The following is a 13,256-nucleotide window of genomic DNA, read 5'->3' on the forward strand; positions in this document are numbered from 1 at the left end:
TTTGCCGAGATTAGCTAACGACGGTGAGAAGCTGCTGAGAGCAGGAAAAGTGCCCCCGGCAGGATTCGAACCTGCGGCCTTCTGCTCCGGAGGCAGACGCTCTATCCCCTGAGCTACGGGGGCGCTTGAATGCTGGCGGACCAGCAGCGCCGTTGGGCTCCGTCAGAGTAGCGCATCGCAAGCCGCCCGCCCGAATCGAGCATCGGTCCGCGCGCTGAGCACCGATGCCAACTATGACCACCTCAGACAATAGGATGGTGCCCCGTGACCCCTGCCGATCTGGCTGAGCTGCTCAAGACCACCGCCGCCGCGGTCCTGGCCGAACACGACCTGGACGCCTCCGCGCTGCCCGAGACGGTGACCATCGAGCGCCCCCGCAATCCGGAGCACGGCGACTACGCCACCAACCTGGCGCTGCAGTTGGGTAAGAAGGTCGGTGCCAACCCGCGCGAGCTGGCCGGTTGGCTGTCCGAGGCGTTGACCAGTGCCGACGGTATCGCCGGGGCGGATGTCGCCGGACCGGGCTTTGTGAATCTGCGGATCGAGGCATCCGCCCAGAGCGTGGTCGTCGCCAATGTGCTGGCCGCGGGGATCACCTACGGCGACTCCGACGAGCTCAACGGCTGCAACATCAACCTGGAGTTCGTTTCGGCCAACCCCACCGGCCCGATCCACATCGGTGGTACCCGCTGGGCCGCCGTCGGCGATGCGCTGGGGCGCCTGCTGTCCACGCAGCACGCAGCGGTCACCCGCGAGTACTACTTCAACGACCACGGTGGGCAGATCGACCGGTTCGCGCGCTCGCTGGTCGCGGCTGCCAAGGGTGAACCGGCTCCCGAGGACGGCTATGGCGGCGACTACATCAAGGACATCGCTGCCGACGTCGTGGCCAAGCGGCCCGACGCGCTGAGCCTGCCGGCAGATGAGTGCCAGGAAACCTTCCGGGAAATCGGCGTGGATCTGATGTTCGGTCAGATCAAGCAGTCGCTGCATGACTTCGGCACCGACTTCGACGTGTTCACCCACGAAGACTCGATGCACACCTCGGGCCGGGTGGCGCAGGCTATCCAGAGGCTTCGGGATAACGGCGCCATCTACCAGAAGGACGACGCAACCTGGTTGCGTACCACCGACTTTGGTGACGACAAGGACCGCGTCGTGATCAAGAGCGACGGCAACCCGGCCTACATCGCCGGCGACCTGGCGTACTACCTGGACAAGCGCGAGCGCGGCTTCGATCTCTGCATCTACATGCTCGGCGCGGACCATCACGGATACATCGGCCGCCTCAAGGCCGCCGCGGCCGCGCTCGGTGACAGCCCGGATCACGTCGAGGTACTGATCGGCCAGATGGTCAACCTGGTCCGGGACGGCCAGCCGATGCGCATGAGCAAGCGTGCCGGCACCGTGATCACTCTGGAAGACCTGGTCGACGCCATCGGGGTGGACGCCGCCCGGTACGTGCTGATCCGGTCCTCGGTGAACAGCCCGATCGACATCGACTTGGGGTTGTGGGCCAGCGCGTCCAACGAAAACCCGGTCTACTACGTGCAATACGCGCACGCCCGGCTTTCGGCATTGGCGCGCAACGCCGCCGACCTCGGCTTGCAAGCCAGTACCGAGCACCTCGAACTGCTCAGCCATGACCGCGAAGCCACCCTGATGCGCACCCTCGGCGAATTCCCGCGGGTGCTCAAAACCGCTGCGGCGCTTCGGGAACCGCACCGCGTTTGTCGCTACCTCGAGGATTTGGCCGGCGACTACCACCGGTTCTACGACTCCTGCCGGGTGCTGCCGATGGGTGATGAGGAAGCCGGCGATCTGCACGGCGCCCGCCTCGCCCTGTGCGCCGCCACCCGCCAGGTCATCGCCAACGGACTGCAGATCCTCGGCGTCAGCGCTCCGGAGCGGATGTGAGCGCGCAGTCTGCCGGCGCCGCGATGCCGGAAAAGCCGCAGTCTTCCGACGAGATCATGTCGCTGGCCCCGAATGTGTGGCCGCGCAACCTGGTTCGTGGCGCTGACGGAGAGGTCAGCATCGCTGGGGTCGCCGTGACCGAACTGGCGAAGCAATTCGGTACCCCGCTGTTCGTCATCGACGAGGACGACTTCCGGTCCCGCTGCCGCGAGATCGCCGATGCCTTCGGCGGAGGCGAGCACGTGCACTACGCGTCCAAGGCGTTCCTGTGCACCGAGATCGCCCGCTGGGTTGCGCAGGGAGGACTCAGCCTGGATGTCGCGACCGGTGGCGAACTGGCCGTGGCGCTGCATGCCGATTTCCCTGCCGAACGAATCACCGTGCACGGCAACAACAAATCGGTCGCAGAGCTGACCACTGCGGTCAAGGTCGGCGTCGGCCACATCGTGCTGGACTCCGAGATCGAGATCGAGCGCCTGGACGCCATCGCGGGTGCGGCGGGCATCGTCCAGGACGTCCTGGTCCGCGTGACCCCCGGGGTCGAGGCGCACACCCATGAGTTCATCTCCACCGCCCACGAGGACCAGAAGTTCGGACTCTCGCTGGCCAGCGGTGCGGCGATGGACGCGGTGCGCAAGGTCTTCGCCACCGACAATCTGCGCCTGGTCGGGCTGCACTGTCACGTCGGCTCGCAGATCTTCGACGTGGCCGGATTCGAGATTGCCGCACACCGGGTCATCGGACTGCTGCGCGACGTGGTCGCCGAGTTCGGCGTCGAGAAGACCGCGCAGATGTCGGTCATGGATCTTGGTGGGGGACTGGGTATCTCGTACCTGCCCAGCGATGACCCGCCGCCCATGCAGGAACTTGCCGACAAGCTCAAGGCCATCGTCAAGGCCGAGTCCGCCGCTGTCGGCCTGCCCACGCCCAAGCTGGTGGTCGAGCCCGGCCGGGCCATCGCAGGCCCCGGCACCATCACGCTGTACGAGGTCGGCACCATCAAAGACGTGGCTATCAGTGAGACCGCGCAGCGCCGGTACGTCAGCGTGGACGGCGGCATGAGCGACAACATCCGGCCCTCGCTCTACGACGCCGAGTACGACGCCCGGCTGGTGTCCCGAGTCAGTGAAGCGCCACCGACCTTGGCCCGCATCGTCGGGAAGCATTGCGAGACCGGCGACATCATCGTCCGCGACACCTGGGTGTCCGACGACCTTGCGCCCGGTGACCTGCTGGGGGTGGCCGCTACCGGTGCCTACTGCTATTCGATGTCCAGCCGGTACAACCTGCTGACCCGGCCCGCGGTCGTCGCGGTCCGCGGCGGCAGCGCCCGGTTGATCTTGCGGCGGGAAACCGTCGAGGACCTGTTGAGTCTGGAAGTGAGTGGTCAATGAGTGAAAAGCCAATTGGCATAGCAGTTCTCGGACTGGGGAACGTCGGGACCGAGGTGGTCCGGATCATCGAGAACAGTGCCGCCGACCTGGCCGCCCGGATCGGTGCGCCGCTGGAACTGCGCGGGATCGGCGTGCGCAAGGTCTCCGCGGATCGTGGCGTACCCGTCGACCTGCTCACCGACGACATCGACGCCCTGGTGTCGCGCGACGATGTCGACATCGTGGTGGAGTTGATGGGTCCGGTCAAGCCGGCTCGCAAGGCCATCTTGAAGGCCTTGGAGGGTGGCAAGTCCGTCGTCACCGCCAACAAGGCCCTGATGGCGCAGTCCACCGGCGAATTGGCCCAGGCTGCAGAAAAGGCAAGGGTGGACCTGTATTTCGAGGCCGCAGTGGCCGGTGCCATCCCGGTGATCCGCCCGCTGACCCAGTCGCTGGCCGGCGACACCGTGCTGCGCGTGGCCGGCATCGTCAACGGCACCACCAACTACATCCTGTCGGCCATGAACGACACCGGTGCCGACTACGCCGACGCGCTGGCCGAAGCGGGTGCGCTGGGCTACGCCGAAGCCGACCCGACCGCCGACGTCGAGGGCTATGACGCTGCCGCCAAGGCCGCCATCCTGGCGTCGATCGCGTTCCACACCCGGGTCACGGCTGACGACGTGTACCGCGAAGGGATGAGCAAGGTCAGCGCCGCGGACTTCGAGTCGGCCAAGGCGCTGGGTTGCAACATCAAGCTGCTGGCCATCTGTGAACGGCTGTCCGAGGATGGGAAGCAACGGGTTTCGGCTCGGGTGTACCCCGCGCTGGTGCCGCTGGAACACCCGCTGGCCACCGTCAACGGTGCCTTCAACGCGGTGTTCGTCGAGGCGGAGGCCGCCGGCCAGCTGATGTTCTACGGCCGCGGCGCGGGCGGGGCCCCGACCGCGTCTGCGGTGATGGGTGACGTGGTGATGGCCGCTCGCAACCGGGTCCAAGGTGGCCGCGGTCCGCGCGAGTCGAAGTACGCGAAACTGCCGATCGCGCCCATCGGGGACATCGTGACCCGCTACTACGTCAGCATGAACGTCAACGACATCCCCGGTGTGTTGTCCTCTGTCGCAGCCGAATTCGGCAAGCGAGAGGTCAGCATCGCCGAGGTGCGTCAGGAGGGCTTGGTCGACGACGAAGGTCAGCCCGCCGGTGCCCGCATCGTTGTCGTCACGCACCGGGCCACCGACGCCGCGCTGTCGGAAACCGTTGCGGCCCTGGCAGATCACGACGCCGTGCAGAAGATCAACAGCGTGTTGCGCCTGGAAGGGACGAACAAATGACGACTGGGGCGAGTCCAGTGCACAAGCCGTGGCCCGGTCTGATCGAGGCCTACCGGGATCGCTTGCCCGGCACCGAGAACTGGACGCCGATCACCCTGCTGGAGGGCGCCACCCCGCTGATCCACGCCAAGCGATTGAGCGAACAGACCGGCTGCACAGTGCATCTGAAGGTCGAAGGCCTGAACCCGACCGGTTCGTTCAAGGACCGCGGCATGACGATGGCAGTCAGCGACGCCGTGGCCCGCGGTCAGCAGGCCGTGCTGTGTGCGTCGACCGGCAACACCTCGGCGTCGGCGGCGGCCTATGCGGCCCGCGCCGGCATCACCTGCGCGGTGCTGATCCCGCAGGGCAAGATCGCCATGGGCAAGCTGGCGCAGGCAGTCATGCACGGCGCCAAGATCATTCAGGTCGACGGCAACTTCGACGACTGCCTGGAGCTGGCCCGCAAGCTGACCGCCGACTATCCCGCCATCGCGTTGGTCAACTCCGTGAACCCGGTGCGTATCGAGGGACAGAAGACCGCGGCGTTCGAGATCGTCGATGCCCTGGGCACCGCCCCCGACGTGCACTCACTGCCCGTCGGCAACGCCGGCAACATCACCGCATACTGGCGCGGCTACCGCGAGTACCACCGCGACGGCCTGTCCGACCGGTTGCCGCGCATGCTCGGGACCCAGGCTGCCGGCGCCGCACCGCTGGTGCTCGGCGAGCCGGTGAAGAATCCCGAAACCATCGCCACCGCAATCCGGATCGGTTCGCCGGCCTCGTGGAACACCGCCGTCGAAGCCAAGGAGCAGTCCGACGGACGGTTCTTGGCCGCCACCGACGACGAGATTCTGGCCGCGTACCGCCTGGTCGCCAAGGCCGAGGGTGTGTTCGTCGAGCCGGCGTCGGCGGCGAGCATTGCCGGCCTGCTCAAGTCGATCGAGGACGGCTGGGTCAAGCCGGGGTCGACCGTGGTGTGCACAGTGACCGGCAATGGCCTCAAAGATCCCGACAATGCGCTCAAGGGCATGCCCGAGGTCAAGGCCATCCCGGTCGATGCGGCCGCGGTCGTCGAGCAGCTCGGGCTGGTCTGACCCGGTGACCCGTACGCTGCCGGTCGGCCTCACTGCATCGGCTGCTGTCGCGGCCTCGAGTGCGAATCTCGGTCCCGGATTCGACAGTTTGGGTCTGGCACTCAGCCTCTACGACGAAATCGAGGTTGAGACAACCGAATCCGGCCTCAACGTCGATGTGGCGGGGGAGGGCGCCGGGCAGGTGCCGCTGGACGAGTCGCATCTGGTGGTCCGCGCGCTGCGTCGGGGTCTGCACGCTGGCGGGGTGTCGGTCGCTGGTCTGAATGTCAAGTGCCGCAACGTTATTCCGCATTCTCGCGGCCTGGGTTCGTCGGCGGCTGCGGTGGTCGGCGGCTTGGCGGCCGCAAACGGGCTTATTGCACAATCGGGTTCGCCCGAACTGACCAGGGAACAGTTGGTGCAACTGTCCTCAGAATTCGAGGGACACCCGGACAATGCGTCGGCGGCCGTCATGGGCGGCGCGGTGGTGTCCTGGACCGAAGACGGGCCGGACGGCCCGTTGTACGCCGCAGCACCGCTGCAGTTGCACCCCGACATCCACCTGTTCCCGGCCATCCCGCAGGTCCGGTCGTCCACCGCGGAAACCCGCGCTGTGCTGCCCGAACTCGTCCGGCACGCCGACGCCAGCTTCAACGTCAGCCGGGCTGCGCTGCTCGTCGTGGCTCTCACGCAGCGTCCTGACCTGTTGATGGTGGCCACCGAGGATGTGCTGCACCAGCCGCAGCGCGCGTCGGCCATGCCGGCATCGGCGGAATACCTCGCCACGCTGCGGCGTTGTGGAGTGCCGGCAGTGCTTTCCGGGGCCGGGCCCTCGGTGATCGCTTTCAGTGCGGAGCCGGAATTGCCCGCTGAGGTGCTCGAATCCGGCGCCGACAACGGATTTGCCGTCAGCGAGATGACGGTAGGTCAGCCGGTCCGCTGGTGGCCGGGCGCACAATCCTGACGGTGGCTACACGCCGATGTGCGGTAATTCTTGCTTCGCGCTCGGATGCGGGTTATCCTCGCTTTCGTCCAGCAATTGCAGCGTGGATTACCCGCGCCGACACTAGGACGACCAATCTTCTCTTTGATTTAAAACTCGTGGACTGACGGTTCACCGTGAGGCGACATAGCCCGGTGCGCGCTGCCACGGCAGCGAACCAGGGTGTCCGGTAGCTGCCGCCCGACCAGAGCCGTCCGAATGCGACCCAAACCCTCGCGCAATTCGAGTTGCGGGGGACAGAAAGGAAATCCGTGACTGATACGGACCTCTTCACCGGTACTCCTGATGCGCCGGCGACCGAAGCCCCGTCTGGGCGCACCGGATCGCTGACCAGCATGTTGCTTCCGGACTTGCGCGCACTGGCCGGTGAAGTCGGTGTCAAGGCGACGTCCGGCATGCGCAAGAGCGAGTTGATCGCCGCCATCCGTGAGCACCGTGGTGAGAGCAATGGCGCCGGCAAGGCCGAAGCCAAGGCCGCCGAGCCCAAGGCTGAGCCCAAAGCCGCCGAATCGAAGGCTGCCGAGCCCAAAACCGAAGAACCCAAGAGCGAGGCCGCCACTGCGGACAGTGGCGCGGCAGCCGAGCAGCCCCGTCGCGAGCGCCGCGGTGCCTCGCGTCAGGCAGGCACGCCGGCCAATGAAGGCGAGTCCGCCGGTCAGTCCGAGGTCAAGAGCGATGACAAGCCGGCCGCCAAGAGCGAGCAGGGCGAGCAGCGCAACCGCGGCGAAGGCAACCGTGGTGAAGGTAACCGCGAAAGCAACCGTGGTGAAGGTAACCGCGAAAGCAACCGTGGTGAAGGCAACCGCGACAACAACCGCGGTGAAGGTAACCGCGACAACAACCGCGGCGAGGGCAACAACGACAACGCCAACCGCGGCGGGAACAACCGCAATAACAACAGCAACAACAACGACGACGACGATGACGGCGATGGGCGGCAGGGACGCCGCGGTCGTCGATTCCGGGACCGTCGTCGCCGCGGTGAGCGCGTCGGTGGCGAGGGTGGCGGCAACGAGACCGAGCTGCGCGAAGACGACGTCGTCCAGCCGGTTGCCGGCATCCTGGACGTGCTCGACAACTACGCATTCGTCCGGACCTCGGGCTACCTGGCCGGGCCGAACGACGTCTACGTGTCGATGAACATGGTCCGCAAGAACGGTCTGCGCCGCGGCGATGCCGTCACCGGCGCCGTCCGGGTGCCGCGTGAGGGCGAGAGCACCGGCAACAACCCACGCCAGAAGTTCAACCCGCTGGTCCGGCTGGACAGCGTCAACGGCGGTCCGGTCGAGGCGGCCAAGAACCGGCCCGACTTCAACAAGCTCACCCCGCTGTACCCGAACCAGCGCCTGCGCCTGGAGACCACGCCGGACCGGCTGACCACCCGCGTCATCGACCTGATCATGCCGATCGGTAAGGGTCAGCGAGCGCTGATCGTGTCCCCGCCCAAGGCCGGTAAGACCACGATCATGCAGGACATCGCCAACGCGATCACCCGCAACAACCCGGAATGCCACCTGATGGTGGTGCTCGTCGACGAGCGCCCGGAAGAGGTCACCGACATGCAGCGCTCGGTCAAGGGTGAGGTCATCGCCTCGACCTTCGACCGCCCGCCGTCAGACCACACCCAGGCCGCCGAGCTGGCCATCGAGCGGGCCAAGCGCCTGGTCGAGCAGGGCAAGGACGTGGTGGTGCTGCTGGACTCGATCACCCGACTGGGACGTGCGTACAACAACGCCTCACCCGCCTCGGGCCGCATCCTGTCCGGTGGTGTCGACTCCACCGCGCTGTACCCGCCCAAGCGCTTCCTCGGCGCGGCCCGCAACATCGAGAACGGCGGTTCGCTGACCATAATCGCCACCGCGATGGTCGAGACCGGCTCCACCGGTGACACCGTCATCTTCGAGGAGTTCAAGGGCACCGGTAACGCCGAGCTCAAGTTGGACCGCAAGATCTCCGAGCGCCGCGTGTTCCCGGCCGTCGACGTCAACCCGTCCGGTACCCGCAAGGACGAGCTGTTGCTGTCCACCGACGAGTTCGCGGTCGTGCACAAGCTACGTCGCGTGCTCAGTGGTCTGGACCCGCATCAGGCCATCGACCTGCTGATGAGCCAGCTGCGCAAGACCAAGACCAACTACGAGTTCCTGGTGCAGGTCTCCAAGACCACGCCGGGAAACATGGACGGCGACTAACCCCGGTAAAACCGCATTCAGGGCTGCGCACTCGTTCGAGTCGCAGCCCTGAACGCGGTTTCGGGCCAGTTATGGCGCGGTCGTCAGGCCCGGCATGAGGTACCGGCGCACGTGGGTCAGGACCGCCTCGAAGTCATTGACGTCCAATTGCTGACCCGGCACCGTTGCCAGTGAAATGATCACGCGCGCAACCCATTCCGAGGCCTCGTCGATGTTGGTGTCGGCGTGGATCTCACCGGTTTCGCGGGCGGTGACCAGGTAGCGGGACCAGAAATCGGCCAGGTCGGGTACCAACCCTTGGACGCCGGCTCCGGCGCAGGCGCTGAACTCATCGGGTTCCTCGACGCGCAGCTTCATCAGCAGGGCGCCGGGGTCGTCGTAGGCGGTGCGCCCGTGCTGGACGCCGGCCGCAATCTGATGGTCCAGGCCGTCGATCGACTCCAGCATGGCGTGCGCATCGGACCAGTAGGCGTCGTTGAGGCGGACGATCGCGGCGCCCAGCAGCGTCACCTTGTCCGGAAAATGCCGATACAGCCAACCGCGTGACACCCCCGCGGCCTCCGCCACCTCGGAAACCGTGGTGGCGCGAATTCCCTTGGTGCGCATGCACTCTTCAGCCGCGTCGATCAGTCGATCGCGCACGGTCTTGGGGGATTCAATGGTTTCCACCGGGCGCCTCCTCACATCTGTGCTCGGGTGAACGACGATTCTGCCAGTGCGCTGACGCTATCGCGCGACCCCACGATCATGGTAGACACTTTCAGTAATCTGTTCACTGGCGGACGGGAGCCGAGATGGCGGAGACGCTTCAGCAGTTGCTTCGTGAGCGCGCCCAGCAAGACACCGTCGCGGTCAAGTACGGCGAAACGACCTGGACTTGGCGTGAGCACATTGCGCAGGCAGAGGCACAGGCCGCCGCGCTGATCGGACTGGCGGACCCGGACAAGCCGCTGCATGTCGGCACCCTGCTGGGCAACACCCCGGAGATGCTGACCGCGCTGGCCGCCGCGGCGCTCGGAGGTTACGTGCTGTGCGGCATCAACAACACCCGGCGCGGCGACGCCTTGGCCCGCGACATCGCCCGGGTGGAATGCCAGATTGTTCTGGTCGACGAACAGCACCGCGCGTTACTCGACGGACTCGAGCTGCCCGGAGTCGCCGTCGTCGACGTCACCACCGCGGCCTGGCAGTCCCAGGCGCTGACGCCGTACCGCGAGGTGGGCCCGGACGACACCTTCATGATGATCTTCACCTCGGGCACCAGCGGCGAGCCCAAGGCCGTCGAGGTGGCGCACTCCATCGTGCTGTTCTCCGCCGCCGCGTTGGTGCAGCGCTACGACCTGACCGCAAGCGACACCTGTTACCTGTCCATGCCGCTGTTCCATTCCAACGGCGTGTACGCCGGGTGGGGTGTCGCGCTCAGTTCGGGTGCGGCCATGGCGCCGGCGCAGTTCAGCGCGTCCGGGTTCCTGCCGGACATCCGCCGCTACCAAGCCACCTACATGAACTACGTCGGCAAGCCACTGGCCTACATCCTGGCCACTGCCGAACAACCCGACGATCGTGACAATCCACTGCGGGTGGCCTTCGGCAACGAAGCGGCAGACCGCGACATCGACGAGTTCAGCCGGCGGTTCGGCTGCAGCGTCTGGGACGGCTTCGGCTCCACCGAATTGGCCATCATCATCACTCGTACCGAGAACTGCCCTGCGGGCAGCATCGGCCAGGGTTTTCCGGGGGTGGCGATCTACGACCCGCAGACCCTCGCCGAATGCGAGGTGGCCAGGTTCGACGGCACCGGGGCACTGGTCAATGCCGAGGCCGCCACCGGAGAACTGGTCAACACCAATGGCAGTGGGATGTTCCGCGGGTACCACAACGATCGTGGCGCCACCGATGAACGGCTGCGCCACGACATGTACTGGTCGGGGGACCTGGCCTACCGCGACGCTGACGGCTGGATCTACCTGGCCGGCCGCACTGCCGACTGGATGCGGGTGGACGGCGAGAACATCACCGCGGCTCCCATCGAGCGAATCATGTTGCGGCAGAACGTGATCAGCAGGGTCGCCGTCTACCCGGTGCCCGACGAGTTCGTCGGCGACCAGGTGATGGCCGCGATCGTGCTGCGCGACGGGCTCACGTTGACGCCCGCCGAGTTCGCTGAATTTCTGGCACAGCAGCAGGATCTGTCGCCCAAATCGTGGCCGCGCTACGTCTGGCTGGCGGGCGATCTGCCGAGCACCGCGACGAACAAGATTCTCAAGCGTGAACTGGTCGCGCTCGGTACCGACCCGGTCGGCCGGGTGCTCTGGAAGCGCGACGGGACGGCTTACACCCAAATTTGATCTGGCTGTCCCCGGCGTTGTCTCCCGTTCGTCTCAATGCTGTTAGACGATTCCCCCAAGGAGGCAACGATGAAGTACGCAACGCTGATCTACACCAAGCCGGGCAGCCACGACGTGGATCTGACCCCTGAAGAGCACCTCGCGGTGACCGCGGAATACCTGGCCCTGCGCAACGAGCCGCAGTGCATCGGCGGCGGTCATCTGCAGCCGGTCGAGACGGCGACCACGGTCCGCCACGGTCCCGGGCAGGGCTTGATCACCGACGGCCCGTACGCCGACACCAAAGAGGTATTCGCCGGCTACTTCGTGGTCGAAGTCGATGACCTGGACGAAGCCCTGAAGTTCGCGCAGCGGATCCCCGCGGTGCGCCTCGGTGGGGCCGTCGAGGTTCGGCCGCTTTTCGACATGCCGGGAGAGGCACCGGGGCGAGCGTAGCGACGGGGAATGGATCAGCCACTGATCGGCGCTGTTTTCCGGCAGGAGTGGGGCCGGGTACTGGCCGCGCTCGTCGGCTTCCTCGGCGACTTCGACCTCGCCGAGGAAGCCGCGCAGGAGGCGTTCGTCATCGCCGCGCAGCGGTGGCCGCGCGACGGCACTCCCGAGCAACCGGTGGCCTGGTTGGTGCGCACCGGACGCAACCGGGCGATCGACCGGCTGCGTCGTGAGCAGACGCTGCGCACCAAGACCCAACAGCTTCAAGCCCAGACCCGGACCACCATGGACGAGATCGACCTCGATGACAGCACGATCGGCGATGAGCGCCTGGAGCTCATCTTCATGTGTTGTCATCCAGCGTTGGCGCCCGAAGCGCAGGTCGCGCTGACGCTGCGGGCGCTGGGTGGCCTCAGTACAGCCGAGATCGGGCGGGCTTTCCTGATTTCCGAGGACACCATGAAACGTCGGCTGTCCCGGGCGAAGGCCAAGATCAAAGCGACGAACATCCCGTTTGCCCTGCCCGCAGACCGGGTGCTGCCGGATCGGTTGGCGGTAGTGCTGGCGGTGATCTACCTGATCTTCAATCAAGGGTTCGCCGAGCGCGACGAGCTCGCCGCCGAAGCGATCCGGCTGGGGCAGCTGTTGGCCGAATTGATGGCCGACGAGCCCGAGGCGTACGGGCTGTTGGCCCTGATGTTGCTGCACGATTCGCGACGTGCGGCGAGGGTCGTCGATGGGCAGGTGGTCCCACTCGCCGAGCAGGATCGTTCTCGATACGACCAGTCCGAGGTCGACGCCGGGCGGGTCGTGCTCGACCGTGCGCTGTCGTTCCGAAGGCCCGCGGGGCCCTACGTGCTTCAGGCCGCGATTGCCTCGCTGCAGGCTGAACCGGACATCGACTGGCACGAGGTGGTGGCGTTGTACGGGCGCCTCGAAGAGCTAACCGGATCGCCCGTCGTGGCGCTCAACCGGGCGGTGGCCGTCGCCGAGGACGGCGATCCGGTGCGAGCGCTGGAGCTCATCGACTCGCTCGAACTCGGCGACTATCGGTATCTGCCCTCTACCCGGGCCGAATTGCTGCGCCGCCTGGGCCGATTCGGCGAGGCCCGCCGGGAGTTCGCGAGTGCGCTCGCGCTGGCCACGACCGAGCCGGAACGCCGGTTCCTGGTCCGCCGATTGTCCGAATTGCCATCCGATGCCGGCGCGGAATAGCCGCTGGTTTGGCCGCGTTTAGGAGTGGACGGTCCGACCTGGCATAATGGACCGTCGACCCCCCTCGGTTCCGGTTCACGGCTGAGCAATCAGGCGACCCGGCGACCACTGATCACAGAGGACCATGAAATGAAATCGGGTATCCACCCCGCATACGTCGAGACCAACGTGGTCTGCGGTTGCGGTAACAGCTTCACCACTCGCAGCACCAAGGAGAGCGGCCACATCGTGGTCGAGGTGTGCTCGCAGTGCCACCCCTTCTACACGGGCAAGCAGAAGCTTCTCGACACCGGCGGCCGCGTGGCTCGCTTCGAGAAGCGCTACGGCAAGCGCAACGCCGGCGCAAAGGCCGAGTCCGAGAGCTAGCTTCGACGGGCGGCGCCCGAT

At 66.4% G+C, this 13,256-nt stretch carries 11 protein-coding genes and 1 tRNA gene; 10 read left to right on the plus strand and 2 right to left on the minus strand.

All coding sequences use genetic code 11. The features are described 5' to 3' along the window. Positions 1-50: 50 nt before the first annotated feature. Positions 51-123: transfer RNA gene (locus tag ABIA30_RS14100), tRNA-Arg, on the minus strand. A gap of 141 nt (positions 124-264) precedes the next feature. Here ABIA30_RS14100 and argS point away from each other — a divergent pair. The 6 genes from argS (at position 265) to rho (ending at position 8,874) form a co-directional block, all read left to right on the plus strand. Beyond that, a complete protein-coding gene (gene argS, locus ABIA30_RS14105) occupies positions 265-1,917 on the plus strand; it encodes an arginine--tRNA ligase (protein WP_370066251.1) in 1,653 nt (550 codons plus the stop codon). A gap of 23 nt (positions 1,918-1,940) precedes the next feature. Beyond that, a complete protein-coding gene (gene lysA, locus ABIA30_RS14110) occupies positions 1,941-3,311 on the plus strand; it encodes a diaminopimelate decarboxylase (protein ID WP_370066356.1) in 1,371 nt (456 codons plus the stop codon). After that, on the plus strand, positions 3,308-4,624 hold the full coding sequence (locus ABIA30_RS14115) for a homoserine dehydrogenase (protein WP_370066253.1): 1,317 nt from the start codon (positions 3,308-3,310) through the stop codon (positions 4,622-4,624). The genes lysA and ABIA30_RS14115 overlap by 4 nt, the downstream gene beginning before the upstream one ends. Then, positions 4,621-5,703, plus strand: coding sequence for a threonine synthase (gene thrC / locus ABIA30_RS14120; RefSeq protein ID WP_370066255.1), 1,083 nt, complete (start codon positions 4,621-4,623; stop codon positions 5,701-5,703). The genes ABIA30_RS14115 and thrC overlap by 4 nt, the downstream gene beginning before the upstream one ends. Before the next feature lie 4 nt (positions 5,704-5,707). Next, a complete protein-coding gene (thrB, locus tag ABIA30_RS14125) occupies positions 5,708-6,646 on the plus strand; it encodes a homoserine kinase (protein WP_370066257.1) in 939 nt (312 codons plus the stop codon). 290 nt (positions 6,647-6,936) lie between these two features. Continuing rightward, positions 6,937-8,874, plus strand: coding sequence for a transcription termination factor Rho (rho, locus tag ABIA30_RS14130; RefSeq protein ID WP_370066259.1), 1,938 nt, complete (start codon positions 6,937-6,939; stop codon positions 8,872-8,874). Between the two features lie 69 nt (positions 8,875-8,943). Here rho and ABIA30_RS14135 read toward each other — a convergent pair whose 3' ends face one another. Beyond that, complete coding sequence (locus tag ABIA30_RS14135; protein ID WP_370066358.1) at positions 8,944-9,534, minus strand: TetR/AcrR family transcriptional regulator; 591 nt, start codon at positions 9,532-9,534, stop codon at positions 8,944-8,946. 134 nt (positions 9,535-9,668) lie between these two features. Here ABIA30_RS14135 and fadD1 point away from each other — a divergent pair, with 134 nt between their 5' ends. The 4 genes from fadD1 (at position 9,669) to rpmE (ending at position 13,235) form a co-directional block, all read left to right on the plus strand. Next, complete coding sequence (gene fadD1, locus ABIA30_RS14140) at positions 9,669-11,222, plus strand: fatty-acid--CoA ligase FadD1 (protein WP_370066261.1); 1,554 nt, start codon at positions 9,669-9,671, stop codon at positions 11,220-11,222. A 69-nt stretch (positions 11,223-11,291) separates the two neighbouring features. Continuing rightward, positions 11,292-11,657, plus strand: a complete 366-nt coding sequence (locus ABIA30_RS14145; protein ID WP_370066263.1) for a YciI family protein — start codon at positions 11,292-11,294, stop codon at positions 11,655-11,657. 9 nt (positions 11,658-11,666) lie between these two features. Then, entirely contained in the window at positions 11,667-12,869 is a 1,203-nt protein-coding gene (locus tag ABIA30_RS14150) for an RNA polymerase sigma factor (RefSeq protein WP_370066265.1), read from the plus strand. A 129-nt stretch (positions 12,870-12,998) separates the two neighbouring features. Next, on the plus strand, positions 12,999-13,235 hold the full coding sequence (gene rpmE / locus ABIA30_RS14155; RefSeq protein ID WP_370066267.1) for a 50S ribosomal protein L31: 237 nt from the start codon (positions 12,999-13,001) through the stop codon (positions 13,233-13,235). Positions 13,236-13,256: the final 21 nt, after the last annotated feature.

The sequence above is a fragment of the Mycobacterium sp. MAA66 genome, assembly GCF_041261665.1.
Lineage (GTDB): Bacteria > Actinomycetota > Actinomycetes > Mycobacteriales > Mycobacteriaceae > Mycobacterium.

Excerpts from the sequence above, each read along its gene's own strand:
- ABIA30_RS14150 (WP_370066265.1), top strand. The coding sequence starts at position 11,667 with ATGGATCAGCCACTGATCGGCGCTGTTTTCCGGCAGGAGTGGGGCCGG.
- ABIA30_RS14115 (WP_370066253.1), top strand. The coding sequence starts at position 3,308 with ATGAGTGAAAAGCCAATTGGCATAGCAGTTCTCGGACTGGGGAACGTC.
- fadD1 (WP_370066261.1), top strand. The coding sequence starts at position 9,669 with ATGGCGGAGACGCTTCAGCAGTTGCTTCGTGAGCGCGCCCAGCAAGAC.
- lysA (WP_370066356.1), top strand. The coding sequence starts at position 1,941 with ATGCCGGAAAAGCCGCAGTCTTCCGACGAGATCATGTCGCTGGCCCCG.
- thrC (WP_370066255.1), top strand. The coding sequence starts at position 4,621 with ATGACGACTGGGGCGAGTCCAGTGCACAAGCCGTGGCCCGGTCTGATC.
- rpmE (WP_370066267.1), top strand. The coding sequence starts at position 12,999 with ATGAAATCGGGTATCCACCCCGCATACGTCGAGACCAACGTGGTCTGC.
- ABIA30_RS14145 (WP_370066263.1), top strand. The coding sequence starts at position 11,292 with ATGAAGTACGCAACGCTGATCTACACCAAGCCGGGCAGCCACGACGTG.